Origin of the sequence: Mesorhizobium quangtriensis (assembly GCF_040081925.1) — a bacterium.
Classification (GTDB): domain Bacteria; phylum Pseudomonadota; class Alphaproteobacteria; order Rhizobiales; family Rhizobiaceae; genus Mesorhizobium_K; species Mesorhizobium_K quangtriensis.
The window spans coordinates 61,098-84,053 of record NZ_JBEBMF010000005.1 but is presented as its reverse complement, the minus strand read 5'-3'; the positions used below and the strand labels follow the sequence as shown (position 1 = coordinate 84,053).

Here is a 22,956-nt window from a genome sequence, read left to right as displayed (position 1 = left end):
GTTCGGTCTTCCTTTATTTCGTTATTTCTACAAAGGGCGACAGCATCTCCAGTAGCGAGAGCCCACCATGAGCCAGGGTCGGATAGCCACCCTGGCTCTTCCATTTCCAACGGCCGACCGCGAGCAGGTGCTTGCCGTGCGGGCTGGTCGCCTGCAAAGCGACGGGCGGCACGAATGGGCCAGGGTCATGTTCGCCCGGCGCGAGCCGACCGCCCTTCAGGACCTCTTTAAGAAAGGTCGCCTGTTCGTCCGCGGCATCGAAGAACAGGCCGGTGGCGGCGTAGCCGTGGTCTGAGGTGATGACGAGCCGCCGGCCTGTGGCCAGACGCTCGACAAAGCCCCAGAAATCATCGCTCGTCAGCTGAACGGCGACATCGCGGGTAAGAGCATCGAGGCCCTGACCGGCTCCCGATCCATCATGGAGCTTGGCATCCGGCCATTGATGCCAGAAGACCCAGTTAGGGGTAGCGTCGATGAGGCCGGCGCAATCCACCCAAGGCAAATCAACGCACTCTGTCTTGCAGGGCGTAAGCCTGTGCGAGGATCCGCCGCCATTGTTCTGAAGCTGGCTCCTGCTGTTGAAGCCGAGTGCGTGCGCGAAGGCATTCGTCTCACTCGGTATCTCTGCGCCATAGGCTGTCACGCTATGAAGGGCGAAACCTCGATCCCTCGCACCTTCGAGAAGCCAAGGAAGTTCACGGAGGCTCAAGCCGTCAAGAATCAGGATGGCCTTGGCGCTATAGGGCTCCATCCACCAACTGGCGAGCCGGTCGGCATTCCGCACAACGGCGCTTCCGAACTCTTCCCAAAGGTCCCATGCGCTCGACGACAGAAAATGATCCAGCGTCCCCACGGCGCGGTCACGTTTCGTGACCTCACCCGAGGCGCTGCTCGCCAACAGCGGTGACGAACAAATGGCGACGGTGCTTTCAACGATTGTGCGCCAAGCATCGGTCGGCGTAGCGGTCGTCAGCTGAAGCAGTTGGTCACTTCCAAGCGCCATCAGCTGTCCTCCTTATCGAGCGACAGCTCGAACGTCATGCCGTCGGGCAGCTTCTTGAGCAACTCCCTGAGCTGGGCGCCCGTGGCAGCCGAGACCTTGAGCGTCACCTCTTTGACCGGCGTCGCCGGGCCGATGCCCCAGCCTTCGAGCTTGCCAATGAGGTTCAGGGGCGAGGTCGCGGGGTTCGATAGCGTCGTCCGAGGCCCGCTTCCGGTGCCGCCACCAAAGATGCCGCCACCGGGCTGTGCAGCTGGCGCTGTCGGGTTTGCCGGTGATTCGCCGCCTGTACCTGGCACCGGTGGCGTTGGAGAAACGCCACCTCCAAACAATCCACCAGTACCAGGGGGGCCGGGAGTCGGGACGGGTGGCGCTGCACCACCTGTCGAGGGGACAGCCGAAGGTGGAAGCAGGAATACTTCGTCCAACTGCCTTCCCGTGAAGGCCAGCTTTGGCCGTAACCGCTTCCAGGCTGTCTCCTCATCCTCTCCGGCTTGCGCCTGGAGGTACTCCAGGCCACGAAGATTGATGGCCACCTTGCCGCGCGCGCACAGACGCACGATCCGCTCTTTCATCGCGGGTTCGCCAAGCCAGGGGATGCAATCCTGTCCCGAGGGGCGGGGCTCCTGAAGCTCGCGAAGCAGTTTGCCGACGGAGGCATTTTCGGCGGCGGCTTCCAACACGAGGTCCTGGAAATCCTCGGGAACGAATAGGTCGTTGATCAACGCCTGCTCGATCGCCTCCGGAATTTTTGCACCCTGTTCTTTCAGAGCTTCGACATGGAACTCGCATTTCGACGGCTCAGAAAAGTTCCAGCGGTGCAATACGGCGAACCTGTCGAATCGTTTTTTCAGGAGGTCCCGCAGTTCGTTCTGGTACTTGGTCTGGAGCTTTCTATACTCGGCACTCTGCGCTCCCCATTCCTGCGCCTTCATTTCAGCACGCGCCAGAATCAACAGGTCGCGATCATAGAAGGCGTTTGACGTTCCCGCCCGTGGCAGCAGGAAGCGAACCGTGTTTCGGCGCTTCTGAAGGTGATCCTTCAGCCATCTGCCGAGCTGCTCGTTCAAGCGATCCGGTTCTTCCGGCAGGACGAGAATGGGCAGGCGCTCGTCCCACCTTTCCAGTTGCTCGCTCTCATCGAGCCCGGCCCACGGCTCACTCATCCACGAACGCGGCAGCGCAATGACGCGAAATGTCTTGGCGACCTCTTCGGAGCCGCCGATCACATAGCGGACCTCCTTGGCGAGCTGCGCAAGGTCAGAGCCGTCGGTGAAGAGTTTGTCATTCCGCGCTGAGGCCATCACTTTGGCCTGGGGGTTCTCTTCCTCTCTGAAGACGAGCCGCGCACCGTCCTGGTGAATGTTGAAACTGTTTTCGATGATGGTCGCCAGCTCGACCTGAAAGGCATTGTCGTCAACGACCTTGCCCTGCGTGACATCAACCTGAAGCACTGCGGGCTCCGCTCCCGCCAGATTGCCGACGGCAATCGAACGAAGCCACAGCGCTCCCATGATTTCCTGCAGGTGTGGAACCTTAGTGACGTGATCGGGAACAGCCTCGACGACCGAGGTCACGTTCCGAAGCGCCTTTTCCCGGAGAGTGCGGTGCTGTTGGTTCGCCACCGAGTCCAGTAAGGCGCCAATGCCCGACGCATCGTCGTTGAGTCGAAAATCAGCCGAGGTCAAAATGCACGCATTCTCGCCACGGCTCTTGAAGAGGTTTGCGAGAATCCGGATCAGGTCGCGCGTCTCTTGCGCATCGGTGGCGATGAGCACCTGGTCTTCGAGCAACTGGAGCAAGTGCGGCGCAAAAGGCCACGCCTCAGTAAACTCTCGCCGCTTTCGATCCTGTTCCGCTGCGGGCGTGCCCACCAGACGGAAGTATTCCGACACATGCTGCGCAACCACGCTGTCAACCGACGATGAGGCTATCTGAAGCCTATTCTCGAACAGGCGATGGAGCAGCATGCGCCGTCTGTCATTCTGGATACGCTCCGGGCTGCCGCCCGCCTTGAAGTCGATCTGAACGGGATTGACGCGGTGGATTTGCTGGTATGCATCGGTATCGCCGTTGCGGACCGAGACCACCAGCACCAGCAGGTCAGGGTGCTCCTTGGCGATTTCAGACAGGATCTGAATGAAATTGAAGGCCCAGTTTTTCCAAGGATACTGCTTAGTGTTTGTCAGGCCATCGTACCAAGTCTGGAACTCGTCCAGCAGCAGCATAGTCGGCGTGTGGCGTAGCAGCTCAAGGACGAGCTGATCCGATGGAATGTCGGTCTTAGCCGCACCCATGCCCTCCCATTTGCCCTTGATGTACGTGCCGTGAGGATGCTGCTCGAAAAGCAGGTCCCATAGAAACTTGTACCGCTGGCGATGAAGGCTTTCGCCGATGACCAGCATGCCGCTCCGAAGCTGGATGCCTCCGATAGCTGGGTCACCAAGCGTGCTCGACCAATTCTTCAGCCATGCGCCAGTCGAAGCGGGATCGTGGACAGCATGAAACAGCGTCGCCATCAAATGCGACTTACCGAGGCCACGCTCGCCAATCACGACGACTGGCCGGCCTTGGTTCGGCCCTACCGCCTCTATGCCTTTCAAAAGGTCGTGCGTCGGGTACGTAATCTCCAGGAAGTCTTGTGCAGAAACCTGCGTCGCACCTGTGTTCGCCTCGTTGGAAAGCTCTATCGCCGTTCCTCTGAGGCGCCGCCCCTTGAATTCCTGCCTTAGATTCAGGCCGAGCATCAGATCTCCCCCTTCGCATTCTGCAATTTGTCCCGCGCGGTTGCAGATTCCGCGAGTAGGACTATCTGTTGATCTTGCGGTTTGCGCGCATCAGGGTCGATGTCTAGCCCCAACCGCCTTAGAGCGTAGTAGCGAAGCGCTTTTCGGACATGGATGCGCGCGCGCCCTCCTCGCATGCCGTAATCAAGCGCAATGATCCGTTTCTGGCTTTCTGAAAGCTCCGGATGCGGCCCTATTTCCAGCGTGACTAGTTCGTTCCAGTCGTCATCATCCTTTGGCGACACTACGCTCGTACGAATTGACCTGACCTCGATGGTCCGTGACAGCAAGAAGTCCTTGAACGACTTGCTGACCTCACAGAAGGCTCGGGTATGCCATCGAAATCCGTCAAAGCCGAGTGCATGCGGCGCGATCCATCGCCAGTGTGGGTCATCACTGGAGAGCGACTGATATTTGATCTCGATCGCCTGGTTTTGACGGATCGCCGCAAGTACCGTTCGCAATGTATCGTTGTTGACGCCGCGGGCTGGCACGGGCGGTCCTGCATAGGGAGGGGAATGAGCAATCCAGGATTCGGATGAGGCCAAAATGCCTTCGGCGACGGAGCGAATCTGGTTGAGATATTGTCCGGCGTCTGGTTTTAGGAAACAGGGCTGAAACTCAGTGCTCGCGATGTAGCGCTTGGCGCTCTTATCGTAGATGGCGTTACGCGGCGCGCGCTCCTGGTACAGCGTCAAATCCTTCGACGCCTGTGGCACGGACACGTCGAACGCTTCGACAATATCCGAACGATTCACGCCGCCTTCCCAGTAAAGGCGGAATTCGATGAACTCGAGTCGGCGCTCCACACCCCATTTCAGTACCGCCTCGCCGTCCGGCATTGTTCTGCACCTCCATGCACGGATAGGCATCAAAACTATATGGACATATCCACACGATGCGTGTAATTATTATTCCCATCTACTGCTCTGGTCAACAGTGATCAGCGCGATTTCGGGGGTGAGATGGGGAGGTGGGCGACTCGCGGACCGCGTCGGCGGCAGGTGCTGTCGCCAGGACAGCTACGTAATCCCAAGAGAAGCAAGGTTGCGATAATTGCGGTCGCGCTGAGACCGCGACCGCAAAACAGGTACTACCTATTAGGAGAGGGGTTATGTCCGTAGCGAGCCGATCCACCTTGGTTGTTCACGGTCGCCTCGCCATGCGGGAGAGCCGCCTCGCGGCGGGTCGTGGCGGTCGTCACGGCCTCCAGATCATGTCGTTCGAGCAGGCGGCCGTCCGACTTGCCGGCGGATTTGCTCGTCCGATCGACGATGAGAGCCTGCGCGCGGCCATCCAGGCGGCCTTGCCTGCCACGCCGATGGGGGAGCTGGAGAGCATCAAGGCTCTTCCCGGCATGATCGACGCGGCAGCCGACACGCTCCACAAAGCCTGGCGCGCGGGCATCGATCTTGCCGCACGCGCGGCCGATCATCCGCGTCTCGCCGCTATCGCGCGCCTGGAAGCGGCCGTCCTCGACCAGCTTCCGCCCGGCATGATGCGGCCTCTCGACATCGTCACCGCCGCAACCGCCCGTATCGGTCATGCCCCGGGGGTCCTCGGCCCGTTGGAGATTGTCGGCCTTACCGAACTCTCGCCCTGTTGGCGGCCGCTGCTCCAGGCGCTCACCGCCCATATACCCGTGCGATGGACGGCCGGCCCCAGGAGCGTTCCCGCATGGCTGGACGGCACCGGCGTCACGGTCGCGGGCGCACCGGCGCATGCGCCGGTAATCAGCGCCGCCAGCGCGGCGACGGCCTATCACGAGGCCATTGAGGCGATGCGCTGGGCGCGCAGCCTGCTCGCCTCGGGCGTCCCGGCTTCGGAGATCGCCATCGCGACCGCCTCGCCCGCCGACTATGACGATCATTTCCTGGCCCTGCGCGCCGACGCCAACATCGACCTTCACTTCGTCCATGGCATCCGCACCGTCGCCACCCGCGAGGGCCAGGCGGCTGCGGCGCTGGCCGACATTGTGGTTCGCGGTCTGTCGCAGTCGCGGCTGCGCCGCCTCGCGGCACTCTGCCGGGACAGCGGGCCTTTCGAGACCCTGCCCGAAGGCTGGCTGCGGGTGCTGCCGACCGATGCGCCGCTCTCGACTCCGGGCGCCTGGAACCGCCTGCTGGCCCGGCTGACGCCGGAAGACTGGCCCGACGGCGCCGATCACATTGCGACGCTGCGCACGGCGGTCGAGACCCTTGTGAAAGGATCGGAGGCAGCCAGCGAGATCGGAGAAGCCTTCCTCAAGGGCCGCGCGCTCGCGATCTGGCGCAAGGCGCTGCTCGCCGGCCCTGCCGCCTCGATCGACGCGACGCTGGAAACCCTGAAGCAGGACGACGGACTGGAAGCGTGCGTCTGCGTCGCCTGGATGCCGGCCAGCGCACTCGCGGCATCGCCCCGCCGCTTCGTGCGGCTCCTCGGGCTTAATTCCTCGCGCTGGCCGCGCGGGATCGCCGAGGACCGGCTGATCCCGGACCATATCATCCCGACCCCGGTGCTCGACCCGCTGCCGGTCAACCTCGCCGACCGCCGCGACTTCGAGACGATCCTCGCCACGACGGCCGACACCGTCGTTCTGTCGCGCGCCCGGCGCGACAGCGACGGGCGTCTCCTGGGTCGCAGCCCTCTGCTCGCCGGGCGTGGCGACGAAACCTATCTGCGCCGCAACGGGACGCCGGCGCACGCCTTCAGCGAAACAGACCGCCTCATGGCCCGGCCCCAAGAGTTCGCCGCCGATCCGCAAGCGGTCGGCGCGCACGGCTGCTGGCGCGCCTGGCGGCAGGCCGAGATCACTCCCCATGACGGGGTCGTGCGGGCGGATCATCCGCTCGTTCTCGCCATCCTCGGCCGCACCCAGTCGGCCAGCTCGCTGCGCCGCCTGTTGCGCAATCCGCTGAGTTTCGTGTGGGTCTATGCGTTCGGATGGCGTGAACCGCAGAGCAGCGCCGAACCGCTCGTGCTCGACGCGCTCGGTATCGGCGATCTCGTTCACTTGGTTCTCGACCGCGCCTTGCGCGACCTCGAAACCGGAGACGGTCTTGCCTCCGCCGACGCCGAGACCATCGAAGCAGCGGTGGCGCGGGCCGCGCAAGCCGTCGCCGCCGATTGGGAAAGCGAGCGTCCGGTTCCGCCGGCCGTCATCTGGAGCCGCACGCTCGATGACGCCCGCGTAATGGCGGGCCGCGCCTTGTCCTATGGTGATGATGTCCTGCCGGGCGCACGCTCCTATGGAGAGGTGCCCTTCGGCGGCTTGGAGCCGAAATCCGACGCGGAAACGCCCTGGGATGCGAGCGCGCCGGTCGCGATTCCCGACACGGGCTTCAACATCGCCGGCTATATCGACCGGCTCGACATCTCGGGCGACGGCAAGCGCGCCCTCGTGCGGGACTATAAGACCGGACGGCCGCCGCGCGGCGACATCCGCCTCAATGGCGGGCGAGAGCTTCAGCGCTGTCTCTATGCCTTCGCGGTGAAGGCGCTCCTCGGCGACGATGTCGCCATCAGCGCCTCGCTGCTCTATCCGCGCGAGCCCGTCGATCTCCAGCTCGACGATCCCGAGGCCGTGCTGGCGGAGATCACGGGCTATCTGCGCGCGGCACGGTCGAGTCTTGCCGGAGGCGCGGCCCTGCCTGGCCCGGATACCGGCGGCGACTATGACGACCTCGCCTTCGCCTTGCCGGCCAACGCCAGCGCCACCTATTGCAAACGCAAAATGCCGGCCGCCACTGAACGGCTTGGCGAAGTCGCTCAGGTCTGGGAGGCGGAATGATGAGCAGCGTGTCCAAGGTGCTGAAGGACGACGGCGCGCGCCGCGATGCGATCAGCCTCCATGATCGCTCGATCCTGGTCGAGGCTGGCGCGGGTTCAGGTAAGACCGCCGTCATGGCTGGCCGCATCGCCGCCATGCTGGCCGAAGGCGTCGCGCCGCGCTCCATCGCCGCCGTCACCTTCACTGAACTCGCCGCGAGCGAGCTGCTGTCGCGCGTCCGCGAGTTCGTTGCCGATCTCTCGGCCGGCACGATCGCGACCGAGCTGCGCGTGGCGCTGCCCGATGGGCTGTCACAGACCCATCGCGACAATCTCGCCGCCGCCAGCGCCGCGATCGACGAAATCACCTGCTCGACCATCCACGGCTTCTGCCAGCGCCTGATCAAGCCCTATCCGGCGGAGGCCGACATAGATCCCGGCGCCGGCGTCATGGACAGCAACCAGGCCGATCTCACCTTCCTCGAAATCGTCGACGGCTGGCTGCGCGAGCGCCTCTCCGGCGGCCAGGGCGGTATCCTGGCCGAGCTCGTGCTGCACAGCCCCGGCGAGACCGTGGCGCTCATCCACAAGATCGCCGAGAATATGCGCCGTCGCCCCACGCTCACGGCCCCGCTCGTCTCTCCACTTGGCGGCCACCTCACGGCGTTCCGGCAGGCCACGGCGGATTTCGCGAACTTCATGGATGGCACGGCGGCGGCCGAGCCGGAAACGGTGATGATCGTCGAGCGGCTGGCCGAAATGGCGACCGCCGTGGCGAACGGTCCCGATCCCGCGACGTCCGCGGGCCTCGTTCGGCTCCTGACCGCGCGGCCCCACCCGGATCTTTGCACCAAGGCCGGCGCGTTCGCCTCCTACCGCAAGAAGGGCAAATGGGCCGCCACGGCCAAACAGGACGGTCTCTCCAAGGCCGATGGCGACCGGCTGAACGACGCCGCCGAGACCCACTACACCGCCTGTTGCGACGCTTGGGTCGCGTTGGCGCAGGCCGTCGCCGGCCATGCCCTGGCCGCGCTGATCGACGAAGCGCGTCCGATCCTGCAACGCTATCGCGACCACAAGCGCGCCAGCGCCCAGCTCGATTTCGACGATCTGATTTTCGCCGCGCGCGACCTGCTGCGCGACCATGACGACGTTCGACGGGCGCTCGGGCAGCGTTTCGCCCACGTCCTCGTCGACGAGTTTCAGGACACCGATCCCCTGCAAACCGAGATCTTCTGGCGCCTTTGCGGCGAGCCGGTCGATGGCGCGGACGGCTGGACCGGGTTCCGCATCCGGCCGGGCGCGCTCTTCCTGGTCGGCGACCCCAAACAGGCGATCTATCGCTTCCGGGGCGCCGATGTCGGCGCCTATGTGCAGGCGCGCGACGCCTTCCGCGACCAGGACCCCGGTAGCCTCCTGTCGATCTCCACTAATTTCCGCTCCTGCGCCTCGATCCTCACCTTCGTCAACGAGCGCTTCGAGGTCGCGCTCTCGGCCGGCGGGCAGCCCGGCTTCACCGCGCTCGACCCGTTCCATGACGATCGCGGCGGCCTGTGCGTGGCGGCCCTCGACATCGCCGTGGCCGACGAAAACGGCAAGGCCAGCGCCGAGCAGCAGCGTGACGCCGAGGCCGACGCCATCGCCGATCTGTGCGCCCGGCTGATCGAAAGCCACCCCATCATCGACCGTCGCAGCGGCGCGGAGCGCCCTTGTCAGCCGGGCGACATCGCCTTGCTGGCGCCAACCGGCGCGGAGCTGTGGCGCTATGAGGAAGCCCTGGAGCGCCGCGGCATCCCCGTAGCGACCCAAGCCGGAAAGGGGCTGTTCCGCCGCCAGGAGGTCCAGGACCTGATCGCGCTGACCCGCGTCCTCGCCGATCGCCGCGACACGCTGGCGCTCGGCGCGCTGCTTCGCGGGCCTCTGGTCGGCCTCACCGAGGAAGAGCTGCTGGACATCGTGTGGGGGCTTCCGCGCTCGGAGGAGAAGCCCGACGGGATTCCACGTCTGGACCTCAGCGTCGACCCCACCGTCATCGGGCACCCGCTCGCGCGCGAGGTCATCGAGCGGCTGCAATCGCTTTCCCGGCGCGGCAACAGCACGACCCCGCACGAGCTGCTGTCGCAGGCCGTGGACGTGATGCGCGTGCGTCCGCTCCTCCTTGAGCGCCATCGCGGCCAAGCCGAGCGCGCGCTCGCCAATGTCGATCTCTATCTCAGCCTGTCGACCGGCTACGCCGTGCGCGGCCTGCGCGCCTTCGCCGAGGCGATGACAGCGGCGTGGTCCGACGAGGCCCGCGCCGTCGAGGGACGGCCCGACGCCCAGGAGGAAGCGGTCGCGCTCTTCACCATGCACGCGGCCAAGGGGCTGGAATGGCCGATCGTCATTCCGGTCAACACCATGACCGGCGTCATGGCGCCTGACAGCGCCGTGATCGACCGCCAGACCGAGACCTTCTATTGCCCGGTCCTGGGCGTCGTGCCCGAGGGCTACGAAACCGCGCGCCAGGCGGAAAAGGACGAGCTGGACCGCGAACGCATCCGGCTCTGGTATGTCGCGGCCACCCGCGCCCGCGAACTCCTCGTCTTGCCCCGGCTCGACGCCACGCCATCGAAATCGGCCTGGATCGGTCTCGTCGATCTGTCGCTCGCCGACCTGCCCGGCCTGGACATCTCTCACCTGCCTGCCGGTCTCGCGGCCGCAGACGCGGGCGCGGGCAACACCCAGACGCGCGCGAGCTTCGCAGCCGAAGCCGAAGCCATCGCGGCCGCGCAGACGCGGTTGACCTGGTTCGCGCCCAGCCGTGACGAAAACGCCGCCGGGACCGTGCTGCGGGAAGAGGAAGCCGCGCTCTGGACGGGATCGGCCGACGATCAGCCCCCCGAGCTGGAAGCAGCCGTCCTCGTGCAGGGCGGCCGCGAGCGCGGGCTGATCCTCCACAAGCTCATGGAAGAAGTGCTGACCGGCGAAACCCAAGAGGAGGAAGCTGCCCTGACCGAACGGGCTGGCCACCTCATCCGCGCCCTCGGCCAGTCTCCGGTCGCCGACCCGGCGACGGGGCTGTCGGCGCAGGAATTGGCGGCCTGTGTGGCCCGGACCCTGGCTCTGCCTGACATCGCGGCCCTGCGGCCGGGGCTTCTCGCCGAATTTCCCGTCTATTCCGCACAGGCGGCCGACGGCGCGGAAACCGCAACGGCCGGGATCGCCGATGCACTGACCCTGACGGCCGAGGGCCGCCCCGCCGTCGTCGTGGACTGGAAAAGCGATGTGACGCCGGCGCCGGGAACGCTCGATCATTATCGCGCGCAGGTGCGGGCCTATCTCGACATGACTGGCGCCGAGCGCGGCCTGATCGTGCTGATGACCTCCGGCGCCGTCATTCCCGTCCTGCCGACGAAACCGACCGAGAGCGAGGCGGCCTGAGCCCATGTCGTCTCTTGCCTGGATCGATTTCGATGAAGCCGAGCGGCAGCGCGCGCAGCGCATCATGGCGCTCTTTCAGGAGCGCGAGACCCGCGACGAGCTGGGGCTGGGGGCGATCCGGGATTCTATCGCCGATCACCTCTTTCCGGGCACGAGCACGATCCAGACGCGCCTGCGATACATGCTGTTCATTCCCTGGCTCTATCGGGCGCTGGAAAAGCGTGAAGTCCCTGAAGCACAGCTCCGCACCGAGGCGCGCGACACCGAAATCCGGCTTGCCGACGCCCTGAAAGCCGGCGGTGAGTCCAACGGCATCATCGGCCGGGATGCAGGACCACGGCTCCAGCGGTTGCCGAGTTCCGTCTATTGGGCTGGCCTGGGCGCGTGGGGCATCCGGGTCTTTCCGGGCTCGCTCGACAGTCTGTTCATCGCCTTGCGGGGCCGTGGCCGGTCACGCGGCGCATCCAGCGGCGAAGACGCTCTGGCCGGCGCCCAAACGCCCACCGTCTGGAATCCGGCCTTGCCCCGGATGCCCGGCGACCTACTTGAGCACGCCGTCTTCCGCCTGACCACCGACGAGGCGCAATTCCTCATCGACCGCCTGATCGCCAGCCAGCCCACTGCACTGCTCACGATGCTGGCGCGCGAAGGCATCGACGCGGACTGCGACTATATCTGGACGCACCCCCATCTGTCGGCGTTTCCATCCGCAGCGCGCCGCCTCGTCCAGCATGGGGAAATCTTCTCACATGTGGTGCACGGCGCCGCGCTGCTTTACAATCTCGCGCTCAGCGAGCTGCGCCAGCGCGACGACTGGATCGACGACTATCGCGAGCGGCTTGCGGCCTGGAGCGACGAACTCGATCCCAGCGCCGTCCGCACATGGTCGCTCGATGATTTCTGGAACGTCGTCGAGCACCCCGCGCACGCTGTCCGGCCAGCCGCCAAGCGCTTTGTAACCGAGTGGCGCGAGCTGGTTCTGGCCGGGACGGAGCAGGTGATCGCGTCGTCTGCGGCGCGGCAGCTTGTCGAAGAGCGTGAACGCCGGCTGAAAACCAGCCAGTCCCGCTACGCCAATCACGCCGTGCGCGACCGCTGGACCGGCGCATCCGGCGCCGACCGCCTCACCTTCCGCTGGGCGCAAGCCAAATCGCACCTGCGGGATCTCGCACATGCTGAATAGGCGCAGTCTTGATCCCGAACAGCGAACCCTCTACGGCGCCAATCTCCAGCCGCCGGCGGGCTACGTCTTCGACGCGGCAGTCGCCACGACCTTCTCGCTCGACTTCGAGACCGCGCTCGCCGTGCCGGTCAGTCTGGCGCTGTTCGCCGCCGAGAATCGCGACGACATCCTTTCTCACCCCCTGGCACTCTTGGAAGGCGCCGAGCGCATCGCCGGCCGCCTCGTCGTCTTCACCGACGCCGGCCATATCCAGGCGAGCGTCCGTCCCCATTCCCGCCTTTGCTCGCTGCTCGAACGCATCGTGGTCGAGGTCGCCGCCCCTCACGGCGGCGCCTTCCACCCCAAGATGTGGGCGCTGCGCTTCACGCCGTTGCGGCCCGAAGATCCGGCGCGCCTGCGCCTGCTCGTCCTCTCCCGAAACCTGACACGCGACCGCTCCTGGGATATTGCCGCCACCCTCGACGGGGTGATCTCCAAGCAGCCCAAAGCCATCAACCGCCCGGTCACCGACTTCCTTCGTCAGCTCCCCGCCCTGGCAACCGTCGGTGCTCCCGATGGAACGAAGGCCCTTGTCGGTGAGCTGGCCGAAGACATACGGCGCGCGGAATGGAGCCTGCCCGAACCGTTCCAGAGCGTCTCCTTCGCCGTCAACGGCCTCGGCGGAAAGCCATGGCGCCCGGAACCCTGCGTTCGGCTGGGCGTCGTGTCGCCCTTCTGCGACGATCAAACCTTGTCGATGCTCGCCGGCCTGGCCAGCGCCGAAAAGCCCATCTTCATCGGGCGATCCGACGAACTCGCCCAGGTGCCCGGCGCCACGCTCGATGGCTTTGGCCGCGTGGCCGTGCTCGACGAAATGGCGGCCACGGAAGATGGCGAGGAAGCCGACGCAACGGCCCTGCAAGGGCTCCACGCCAAGGCGTTCATCGCCGAGCGCGGCTGGGACACCGCGATCACGGTCGGCTCAGGAAATGCCACGCGCCCGGCGCTGCTGACCGGCGGCAATGTTGAGATCTTCGCGACCCTGACCGGCAAGCGGTCGCGGGTCGGTAGCGTCGAGGAAATCCTCGGCGAGAAGGGGTTCGGCCGGCTGACGCGACCTTTCGTCCGCAACGAGATGAACACCGCCGACGCCGCGCAACGCGCGGCCGAGGCGCGATTGGACCTGGCCCGGCGAGAGATTTGCCGCAGCGGCCTCACGCTTCGTTGTGAGCGCGGCGAGCACGCTGCCAATGGCGCGCCGGTCTGGCAGGTCTGGCTGATCCCGTCCGAACCGCTGCCCCTTACCGGGCTCGGTGCGCTGCGAGTTTGGCCGATCACGCGAGGCGAAGGACATGCGCGCGATGTGCTGGAGCCGCTCCGGCAGGGACAGCCCGCCGACCTTGGCGCAATGCCCTTGGTCGACCTTACCCGGTTCCTCGCCTGTCACCTGACGGACGAGACGGACGACGTCTCGATCCTGTTCAGCACGGGGCTCAAGATGGAGGGGCTGCCCGCAGAGCGCCACGCTGCCATCCTGCGCTGGGTGATCGACAGCAAGGACGCCTTCTTCCGCTATCTCCGGCTGCTCCTCTCCGAATTGGGCGATCCCTTCGCTGCCGCCCTCGCGGCGCAGGACGGGTCAGGTCAGGGCGCCTGGCGCGCGGCAAGCGACGACGCGCCCATCCTCGAGGAGATGGTTCGGGCCTTCTGCCGGGGCGGGGACCAGCTTCGCGCCATCGGACGGCTGATCGCCCGCCTGGAAACCGGCGACAGTGACGATACCGATCCGATTCCCGCCGAGTTCCGCGCACTCTGGAATACATTCCGAATTGCGCTCGCCACGCAGGATGCCGTGCATGCCGAATGAACGGTTTCGCGCCGACGCGGCGCTCGCTCCCCTCAAGGTCTTTCAGCGGCGCACCGTCGACTACGTCTTCGATCGGCTCTACGGCCAGGACGATCCTGTCCGCCAGTTCCTGGTCGCCGACGAAGTCGGCCTCGGGAAGACGATGGTGGCGCGCGGGGTCATCGCCCGCATGATCGAACACCTGTGGGACAACACCAAGCGGATCGACATCCTCTACATCTGCTCGAACCAGGCGATCGCCGCCCAGAACCTCAACCGGCTAAACGTCCTCGGGCGACGCGAGCTGGCCCTGCCGACCCGCATGACGCTCGTTCCCCTGCAACTGCGCGATCAGGCGGGCCTCGACGCCAACAGGGTGAACTTCATCAGCCTGACGCCGGGCACAACCTTCGATCTGCGCTCCGCGACGGGTGTGACGCAGGAACGCGCCTTGCTGTTCCATCTCCTGCGCGATCTCGTTACCCGCCCGCGCGGCCTGCACAACCTGTTGCAGGTCACGGCCGGCGTCGAGGGTTGGAACCGCGCTGTGGACAACCTCACCCTCGAAGGCGTCGACAAGCGCATCATCGAGCGTTTCCGCCGCGACGTGAAAGCGGATCGCGACCTCTTCGAGGAACTCGAACGGATTTGCGAACTCTTCCCGCGCCGCCGGGACACCTATCCCGCAGAAATGACACAGCCCCGCAACAACCTGGTCGCCCGGCTCCGCGCCAAGCTCTCCCACGCCTGCGTGGATGCGCTGCAACCCGACCTCATCATCATGGACGAGTTCCAGCGGTTTCGGGATCTGCTGCATGGCGACAGCGACGCGGCGATCCTAGCGCGCGAACTGTTCGACTACTCGGGAGGCGACGGGCACGCCGCCCGTACCCTGCTGCTCTCCGCCACGCCCTACCGGATGCTGACGCTCGCCGGCGATGAGCCCGACGAAGGCGACCACTATCAGGATTTCCTCGAAACCCTGAGCTTCCTCTTTGGCCGCGAAAGAGGGCCGGAGGTGGCGGCCACGCTCTCGCGCGAGATGCGCGCTTTCCGCGGCCTTCTGCATACCCTGCCGCAATCGCACGCTTCAGCGGTCGAGGCGCGCCAGGCCATCGAACAGCGCCTGCGCAAAGTGATCGCCCGAACCGAGCGGGTCGCGTCCACGATCGAACGCGACTCCATGATGAGCGAGCCCGCCATCACGGTCTCGGTCGCGCCCGCCGATCTCGCGCAGGCGTCGGCCTTGTCGCAAGTGGCGCGCACACTCGATGCGCCGGAAATCATCGAATACTGGAAATCGGCGCCTTACCTGCTCAACTTCATGCGACACTACAGCCTGAAGCAGCTTCTGACGGACGAGGCGGAGGCGCCCTCGGCGACCCTCCGCAGCGCCATCCAGGCCGCTCGGCCGACCATGCTCGATCACGACGCCATCGACGCCTATGCGCCGCTCGAGCCGGCCAATGGCCGCATGCGCGCGATCATGGACGACATCTTCGGCCAGCGTCTCGAACAGAATCTCTGGATACCCGCCGCCATGCCCTATTACGGCGACGCGCGATCCGGCGCGCCGCTGACCAAGGCGCTGATATTTTCGGCCTGGTCCATGGTGCCCGACGCGATTGCAGCCCTGCTGTCTTATGAAGCCGAACGGCGCATGGGCGTCGGCGAATCCGGCCGACGCTATTTCGAGCAACATCGTCTGCGCCCCTTGCAGTTCCGACAGGATCAGGGGCGGCTTGTGGGTTTGCGCGCGCTGCTCCTAATCTATCCGTCGCCGGCTCTGGCCGAGCTGGCCGATCCGCTCGCGGTTTTCAGTGAAACCGAGACCGCCCTGTCGCAGGAGGGCATGCGCGCCGCCATCGTCGACCGCCTCAAGCCCGCCCTCGAGGCTCTGCGAAAAGGGGCGGCGTCGCGGCAGGACGCCAACAGCGCCGAGTGGGCCGCTCCCGCCGTGGTAGATGACCTGCTGGGCACGCGGTCCCGCGCCTGGCTGGAGACGCCCCATGGCATGCGCGCCCTGGCGAGCGAAGACGCCTTTCAGGATCATGTCGCCGAGCTTGCGGCGGCGGTCAAGACGCACGACATCGGCGCTTCGTCCGCCGATCTTTCCGACCTGCTGGTAGACGTGGCGCTCGGCAGCCCGGCCGTCTGCGCGCTTCGCGCCCTCAAGCGGATCGCGCCCGAGCTGGCGTGGGACGACCCGCGCCTGCTCAGCGCCGCCGCTGAAGTCGCTTGGTCGTTCCGGGCGCTGTTCAACCAGCATGACGCGGTCGCCCTGTTGCGGCGGGATACCGACGATCACTATTGGCGCCGTGTGTTGGTCTACTGCGCCGAGCACAACCTACAGGCCGTCTTGGACGAATACGCCCACTACCTTGTCGATGCCGAAGGTCTCGGAGCCCGCCCGGCCGAGGAACGCGCCCTCGGCGTCGCGCGCGCCATGGCCCAGGCCCTGGCCATCCGCCCGTCGCAGATCGAGGTCGACGACGTGCATGTCGATGGCGAGGCCCTCGACATCAGCAAATTCCAGATGCGCGGACGCTTCGCGATGCGGCTCGCCGACTACAAGGACGAGGACGGCGCCGTCGCCCGGCTCGGAGGCGTGCGCGATGCGTTCAACTCGCCGTTCCGGCCATTCGTTCTCGCCACCACGTCGGTCGGCCAGGAGGGGTTGGATTTCCATCCCTATTGCTATCGCGTCTATCACTGGAACCTACCGGGCAACCCGGTGGACCTTGAACAGCGCGAAGGCCGCGTCAACCGCTTCAAGGGCCATGCCGTGCGTCTCAACTTGGCCGAGCGCCAAGGCGGTGCCGTCAGGGGCTGTGGGCAGGCGCCTGACGATCCGTGGAAGCTGATGTTCGAGCGCGCGCGCAGCCAGGCGGCGGTCGACACCGACCTCATCCCCTATTGGATCTACGAAGGTTCCGTGAGGGTCGAACGGCGCGTGCCGATGTTGCCGTTCAGTCGGGAAGTCACGCGACTCGCTTGGCTCAAGCGCAGCCTCACGGTCTATCGCCTAGCCTTTGGCCAACCGCGGCAAGACGATCTGCTTGACTACCTGCAAACTCTCGCGGGCCATGGAATGGATGCCAGCCAGCTTCTCGATTTGCAGATTCGGCTTGAACCGGAACTTCGGAACGTATGAGAACGATATCTACTTCGAGACCGCCCTTGGAAGGAATACGCGGTAGCCACTGCGGATTGGCTCTCGCCGCATACGATCAACATTTGGAGTGACGCGAGCGAACCAGCTTCGCCGTTCAGTTCTTGGTTCAAGCTTCCGCTCCCCGATCTACGTGTGCTGGGCGAGGTGGAAGCGAAGGAGACCCTTGGGTGATCTGGTCCCGCCGTACTGGGATCGATCCGTGCGGCAAAGGACCCGCCGCAAGACAGTGCAATTTTGCATCTCGCAGCTGCTTCGATTCGATGCTCGCCGCTGCTCTTGACTCACGCCCTTTATTTGGAGAACAAATAGAGAACATGATGCAAGAGCCATCCCAGGAGGTCAAGGACCAGCTTGCGGCCGGAGCCCGCCATAGAGTCGTTGCGCGCGCAAATCGAGAAGATCGAGGGTCGAACCCTGCGCGCGAAATCGGTGCTTCCTTTCGGAATTGCCGAGGTCGACGCGCGACTCCCGGGCGGAGGCCTGGCGCGTGGCGCTCTTCATGAAATTGCGGGCGGCGGATTTGGTGCCGTCGACGGTGCGGCCGCCGCCCTGTTCGCCGGCGGCATCGCCGCGCGGACGACGGGCAAGATCCTGTGGTGTATCACACGCGCGGATCTCTTCGCGCCGGCGCTCGCGCAGGCAGGATTGCCGCCGGATCGCGTGATCTACGTCGAGGCAGGCGACGACAAGGCGATCCTCGCCTGCATGGAGGAAGGCCTCCGACATGGCGGGCTGGGCGCCGTCGTCGGCGAGGTCGCCCGTCTTTCCATGACCGCCTCCCGGCGCTTGCAGCTCTCGGCTGAAGGCACCGGGACGATCGGCATCGCCCTTCGGCGCTGGCGGCGCCAGACCGAGGCCGCCGATTTTGGACAGCCAACCGCCGCGATGACGCGCTGGAGGATCTCGGTCCTGCCCTCGGCGGCGCTGCCCGTTCCTGGTGTCAGCCGCCATCGGTGGCTTGTCGAGTTGATCCGCGCCCGCGCGGGCGAGAGTGCAGATTTCGAGTTGGAGGCTTGCGATGACACGGGTTGTCTCGCTCTTCCTGCCGAGCTGGTCGACCGATCGGCTGCGGCGGAAGGCCGGCGACGCGGCGCCTCCGGTTGAGGCCCCGCTCGTCCTGATCGGCCGGGAAGGAAGCCGGCGCGTGGTGGTCTCGGCGGATGCCGCTGCGCGGGCGGCTGGCTTGCGGCCCGGCATGCCGGTCGCCAAGGCGCAGGTCCTCGTCCGGGACCTGCTCATCCAGGATGCCGACCCGATCGCGGATTCCGAGGCGCTGGAGCGCCTCGCTTTGTGGGTGCTGCAGCGCTTTGCCCCGATCGTCGCGGTGGATGGCGACGACGGGATCGTGATCGACACCACGGGCGCCGATCATCTCCATGGTGGTGAAGAAGCGATGCTCGATGCCCTGATCGGTCGCCTTGCCATGTCCGGCATCGCCGCGCGCGCCGCCGTGGCCGACAGCTGGGGCGCCGCGCATGCCTTTGCCCGTTACCTTGCCAGCCCGGGCTTCGTGGCGGCAGCCGGGCATGGGCCGAACATCGTCTCCTCATTGCCGTTGGAGGCTCTGCGTCTGCCTGCGGTGATGAACCAGGATCTGCGCGTGCTCGGCTTCCAGCAGGTCGGCGATCTTCTGGCGCAGCCGCGCGCGCCGCTGACGCTTCGCTTCGGTCACGAGCTCGGCCGGCGGCTTGACCAGGCGGTCGGGGCGGCGGCGGAACCGATCGATCCAGTCCGGGCGGCCGACCTGATCGAGGTCCGGCGCAGCTTCGCCGAACCGATCTCCGCGGCCGAGACAATCGCGCGCTACATCGGCAAGCTCGTCGTTGCGCTCTGCGAACGCCTCGAGGAAGCCGATCTCGGTGCGCGGCGGCTCGATCTTCACCTGCGGCGCGTCGACAATCAGCGCCAGGCGATCCGTGTCGGCATGGCAATGCCCGTGCGCGACGTAAAGCGTCTCACCCGGCTTTTGTGCGACAGGATCGAAACCATCGATCCGGGCTTCGGCATCGAGCTCCTTTCCCTCGTCGCAAGCAGCACCGTACCCCTGGTCCGCAAGCAGACCGTCAGCTCGCTGATCGAAGAGGCCATCCCCGACGTGTCCGATCTGATCGACACGCTCGCCAACCGCGTCGGCGAACGGGCCGTCTATCGCGCGGCGCCGCTATCCAGTGACGTGCCCGAGCGCGTCGTCGCCCGCATTCCGGCAATGGCGCCCGACACCGGCGCCACCTGGCCGGGCCATTGGCCGCGGCCCGCGCGCCTGCTGCAGCGCCCCGAGTTGATCGAGACCGTCGCGCTCCTGCCCGATCATCCCCCGGTCGCCTTCACCTGGCGCGGCATTCGCCGCCGTGTGCGCCGGGCCGACGGGCCCGAGCGCGTGTTCGGGGAATGGTGGAAACGCGATGCCGAACTCGCGACCGTGCGCGACTATTTCAGGGTCGAAGACGAAGCTGGCGAACGATACTGGATCTATCGCGCCGGCGACGGCGAGGATGCGGTGATCGGGTCGCATCGCTGGTTCTTGCATGGGGTGTTCGGATGAGCACTCATCGCTATGTCGAGCTTCAGGTCACATCGCATTTCAGCTTCCTGCGCGGGGCGTCGTCGGCCGACGAGCTCTTCGCACAGGCAGCGATCCAGGGCATCGAGGCGCTTGCGGTCGTCGACCGCAACAGCCTTGCCGGTATCGTTCGCGCACACGAAGCTTCGAAGGCAACCGGCGTGCGCCTGATCGTCGGCTGCCGCCTTGATCTGTCCGACGGCATGTCTCTCCTGGTCTATCCGACCGACCGAGCCGCTTACGCGCGGCTCTGCCGGCTGCTCTCGCTCGGCAAGCGGCGCGCGGGCAAGGGCAAATGCAGCCTCGCATGGGTCGACGTGGTCGCCTATGGCGAGGGTCTGATCGCGGTGCTCGTGCCTGACATGGCCGACGACGATTGTCGCCTTCACCTGCGCCAGCTGCGCGATGCCTTCGCCGACCGCGCCTACTTGGCGCTGACGCTCAGACGCCGGCCGAACGACCAGCTCCGGCTTCACGAGCTCTCGAACGCCGCTGCCGCGGCGAAGGTCCGTACCGTCGTGACCAACGACGTGCTCTTTCACGAACCCGATCGCCGGATCCTTCAGGACGTCGTCACCTGCATTCGCCACAACGTCACGATCGACGGGCTCGGCGACCGCCGCGAACGACATGCCGATCGCTATCTCAAGCCGCCAGAGGAGATGCACCGCCTGTTCACCCGCTACCCGGAGGCCCTGGCGCGCACGCTGGAGATCGCCGAGCGGTGTCGCTTCAGTCTCGATGAGCTGGCCTATCAATATCCTGAGGAGCGTGACGATCCTTCGCTTACGCCGCAGGAGACGCTCGAAAAGCTGACCTGGGAAGGTGCGGCGTTCCGCTATCCCGAAGGTTTGCCCGATGAGGTGCGCGCCGCCCTTCAGCACGAGTTGCGCCTGATCAAGAAGCTCGACTATGCGCCGTATTTTTTGACGGTGAACAGCATCGTCAGGTTCGCGCGCTCACGCGACATCCTGTGCCAGGGACGCGGCTCCGCCGCGAATTCTGCCGTCTGCTATGTGCTCGGGATCACCTCGATCGATCCCGGTCGCAATGACCTGCTGTTCGAACGCTTTGTCAGCGAAGAGAGACGCGAACCGCCCGACATTGACGTGGACTTTGAACATGAACGGCGGGAGATCGTGATGCAGTGGGTTTTTGAAACCTACGGTCGCGACCACGCGGCGCTGTGCTCCACCGTCATCCGCTATCGGACCAAAGGGGCGCTGCGCGACGTCGGCAAGGCCCTCGGCCTGCCCGAGGATCTGATTTCCTCGCTCTCCGGGCAGGTCTGGGGCTGGTCCGAGGACGGCGTGGAAAACAGCCATGTCGAGGCGCTCAATCTCAATCTTGCTGATCGACGGCTGCGATTGACCCTGGACCTGGCGCGTCAGCTCATGGGCGCGCCACGACATTTGTCGCAACACCCCGGCGGTTTCGTCCTCACCCACGACAGGCTCGACGATCTCGTCCCGATCGAGCCTGCGAGCATGAAGGACCGCCAGGTCATCGAGTGGGACAAGGACGACATCGACGCGCTGCGATTTATGAAGGTCGACGTCTTGGCCCTGGGCATGCTCACTTGCATGAAAAAGGGTCTCGACCTCCTCGCGCATCACAAGGGCATCGAGCTCGACCTCGCGACGATTCCTGCCGAGGATCCTCGCACCTATGCGATGATCAGGAAGGCCGACACCCTCGGGACATTTCAAATCGAGAGCCGGGCGCAAATGTCGATGCTGCCGCGCCTCAAGCCTCGCACTTATTACGACCTGGTCGTTCAGGTGGCGATCGTTCGGCCCGGTCCGATCCAGGGTGATATGGTCCACCCTTATCTTCGCCGCCGCGAAGGGCGCGAGCCTGTCCATTACCCCAAGCCCGAGCTCGAACAGGTGCTCGGAAAGACCTTAGGTGTGCCCTTGTTCCAAGAACAAGCGATGAGGGTCGCAATCACCTGCGCGGGGTTCACGCCGGGCGAAGCCGACATGCTGCGCAAGTCGATGGCGACCTTCAAACACACCGGCGGCGTCTCGTCGTTCAAGGCCAAGCTGATCGACGGCATGGTGGCCAACGGATACGAGCGCACGTTCGCCGAGCAGACGTTTCGACAGCTGGAGGGGTTCGGCTCATATGGCTTCCCTGAAAGCCATGCAGCGTCGTTCGCCTTGATCGCCTACGCGAGCGCGTGGCTCAAATGCTGGCACCCTGACGTATTTTGCGCGGCTTTGCTCAACAGTCAGCCGATGGGCTTTTACGCGCCGGCACAAATCGTCAGGGACGCGATCGGGCACGGCATCGAGGTGCGCCCCGTCTGTGTCGCGGCCTCGCGATGGGATTGCACACTCGAGCCGACCGGCGATGAAGCGCGCTTCGCGGTCAGGCTCGGCCTTCGCATGGTGCGGGGCCTTGCCAATGCGCATGCCGCCCGCATCGTCGCTGCACGCGGCGGTCAGCCCTTCGCGACGGTCGACGATCTCTGGCGCCGGTCCGATGTGCCGCAGGCGGCGCTTGTCCAACTCGCCGAGGCTGACGCCTTCCGGCCAGCGCTCCGGCTTGCGCGACGCGAGGCACTGTGGGCGATCAAGGCTCTGCGCGACGAACCCTTGCCGCTCTTCGTGGCCGCGGCGGCGCGCGATCACGGACCGAGCGCCGAACTCAATGAACCTGCAATCGCGTTGCGATCCATGAAGACAGGCGGCGAAGTCGTCGAAGATTATCATCATGTCGGTTTGTCGCTGCGCAGTCATCCGGTCTCCTTTCTTCGCAGCGACCTGCACCGCCGGCGGATCGTCGCCTGCGCAGAAGCGATGGAATCGCGCGACGGCCGCTGGCTCGAAGCGGCCGGCATCGTCCTTGTCCGTCAACGGCCGGGATCGGCAAAAGGCGTGATGTTCATCACGTTGGAGGATGAGACTGGCATCGCCAACCTCGTCGTCTGGCCGAAGGTCTTCGAGGCCAACCGGCGTGCGGTCCTGTCGGCGAGCATGATCTCCGTGCGGGGCCGCATCCAGCGCGAAGGCGAGGTGGTCCACCTCGTCGCGCAGCGGATCGTCGATCTCTCAGCCGAGCTTGCCAGCGTCGGGGAACGCGAGGCAGGCTTTCCCCTGCCCCATGGCCGCGGCGATCAGGTCCGTAACGGCGGTTCAGGTCCCGATCCGCGCGAACAGCCGCCGAAGCCGGCGCGCACGCGCGACATCTACGTTCCCGACCTTCACATCGACACCATCAAGGTGAAGTCACGGAATTTCCAGTAGTCTAACGTG

General features: G+C 65.6%; 11 protein-coding genes. 8 read left to right on the top strand and 3 right to left on the bottom strand.

The genetic code is table 11. The annotated features are described in order from the left end of the window. Positions 1-13 precede the first annotated feature (13 nt). Genes ABMA32_RS22845 through ABMA32_RS22835 form a run of 3 tightly spaced genes read right to left on the bottom strand, consistent with a single transcriptional unit; the run spans position 14 to position 4,628 of the window. On the bottom strand, positions 14-1,003 hold the full coding sequence (locus ABMA32_RS22845; RefSeq protein ID WP_349016054.1) for a hypothetical protein: 990 nt from the start codon (positions 1,001-1,003) through the stop codon (positions 14-16). After that, on the bottom strand, positions 1,003-3,747 hold the full coding sequence (locus ABMA32_RS22840; protein WP_349016053.1) for a DUF499 domain-containing protein: 2,745 nt from the start codon (positions 3,745-3,747) through the stop codon (positions 1,003-1,005). Before ABMA32_RS22840 ends, ABMA32_RS22845 begins: the two co-directional genes overlap by 1 nt. Beyond that, positions 3,747-4,628: a WYL domain-containing protein gene (locus tag ABMA32_RS22835; RefSeq protein WP_349016052.1), complete on the bottom strand. Its 882-nt coding sequence runs from the start codon at positions 4,626-4,628 to the stop codon at positions 3,747-3,749. Before ABMA32_RS22835 ends, ABMA32_RS22840 begins: the two co-directional genes overlap by 1 nt. Before the next feature lie 272 nt (positions 4,629-4,900). On the opposite strand from ABMA32_RS22835, the gene ABMA32_RS22830 reads away from it, so the two are divergent. The 8 genes from ABMA32_RS22830 (at position 4,901) to ABMA32_RS22795 (ending at position 22,947) form a co-directional block, all read left to right on the top strand. Next, the gene (locus ABMA32_RS22830; RefSeq protein WP_349016051.1) at positions 4,901-7,555 is read left to right on the top strand and encodes a PD-(D/E)XK nuclease family protein; all 2,655 of its coding nucleotides are present in this window, start codon (positions 4,901-4,903) and stop codon (positions 7,553-7,555) included. Beyond that, entirely contained in the window at positions 7,555-10,953 is a 3,399-nt protein-coding gene (locus tag ABMA32_RS22825; RefSeq protein ID WP_349016281.1) for a UvrD-helicase domain-containing protein, read from the top strand. The genes ABMA32_RS22830 and ABMA32_RS22825 overlap by 1 nt, the downstream gene beginning before the upstream one ends. A 4-nt stretch (positions 10,954-10,957) precedes the next feature. Then, complete coding sequence (locus ABMA32_RS22820) at positions 10,958-12,136, top strand: DUF6361 family protein (RefSeq protein WP_349016050.1); 1,179 nt, start codon at positions 10,958-10,960, stop codon at positions 12,134-12,136. Beyond that, positions 12,126-13,982 (top strand): phospholipase D family protein, encoded by a 1,857-nt coding sequence (locus tag ABMA32_RS22815; protein WP_349016049.1) that lies wholly within the window; start codon positions 12,126-12,128, stop codon positions 13,980-13,982. Before ABMA32_RS22820 ends, ABMA32_RS22815 begins: the two co-directional genes overlap by 11 nt. Further along, entirely contained in the window at positions 13,972-17,115 is a 3,144-nt protein-coding gene (locus ABMA32_RS22810) for a helicase C-terminal domain-containing protein (protein ID WP_349016048.1), read from the top strand. Before ABMA32_RS22815 ends, ABMA32_RS22810 begins: the two co-directional genes overlap by 11 nt. A gap of 372 nt (positions 17,116-17,487) precedes the next feature. Beyond that, positions 17,488-18,240 (top strand): ImuA family protein, encoded by a 753-nt coding sequence (locus tag ABMA32_RS22805; protein WP_349016047.1) that lies wholly within the window; start codon positions 17,488-17,490, stop codon positions 18,238-18,240. Then, entirely contained in the window at positions 18,155-19,678 is a 1,524-nt protein-coding gene (locus tag ABMA32_RS22800) for a Y-family DNA polymerase (protein ID WP_349016046.1), read from the top strand. Before ABMA32_RS22805 ends, ABMA32_RS22800 begins: the two co-directional genes overlap by 86 nt. After that, entirely contained in the window at positions 19,675-22,947 is a 3,273-nt protein-coding gene (locus tag ABMA32_RS22795) for an error-prone DNA polymerase (RefSeq protein WP_349016045.1), read from the top strand. Before ABMA32_RS22800 ends, ABMA32_RS22795 begins: the two co-directional genes overlap by 4 nt. Positions 22,948-22,956 lie beyond the last annotated feature (9 nt).

Excerpts from the sequence above, each read along its gene's own strand:
- ABMA32_RS22845 (WP_349016054.1), bottom strand. The coding sequence starts at position 1,003 with ATGGCGCTTGGAAGTGACCAACTGCTTCAGCTGACGACCGCTACGCCG.
- ABMA32_RS22820 (WP_349016050.1), top strand. The coding sequence starts at position 10,958 with ATGTCGTCTCTTGCCTGGATCGATTTCGATGAAGCCGAGCGGCAGCGC.
- ABMA32_RS22825 (WP_349016281.1), top strand. The coding sequence starts at position 7,555 with ATGAGCAGCGTGTCCAAGGTGCTGAAGGACGACGGCGCGCGCCGCGAT.
- ABMA32_RS22830 (WP_349016051.1), top strand. The coding sequence starts at position 4,901 with ATGTCCGTAGCGAGCCGATCCACCTTGGTTGTTCACGGTCGCCTCGCC.
- ABMA32_RS22835 (WP_349016052.1), bottom strand. The coding sequence starts at position 4,628 with ATGCCGGACGGCGAGGCGGTACTGAAATGGGGTGTGGAGCGCCGACTC.
- ABMA32_RS22810 (WP_349016048.1), top strand. The coding sequence starts at position 13,972 with ATGCCGAATGAACGGTTTCGCGCCGACGCGGCGCTCGCTCCCCTCAAG.
- ABMA32_RS22840 (WP_349016053.1), bottom strand. The coding sequence starts at position 3,747 with ATGCTCGGCCTGAATCTAAGGCAGGAATTCAAGGGGCGGCGCCTCAGA.
- ABMA32_RS22795 (WP_349016045.1), top strand. The coding sequence starts at position 19,675 with ATGAGCACTCATCGCTATGTCGAGCTTCAGGTCACATCGCATTTCAGC.
- ABMA32_RS22815 (WP_349016049.1), top strand. The coding sequence starts at position 12,126 with ATGCTGAATAGGCGCAGTCTTGATCCCGAACAGCGAACCCTCTACGGC.
- ABMA32_RS22800 (WP_349016046.1), top strand. The coding sequence starts at position 18,155 with ATGACACGGGTTGTCTCGCTCTTCCTGCCGAGCTGGTCGACCGATCGG.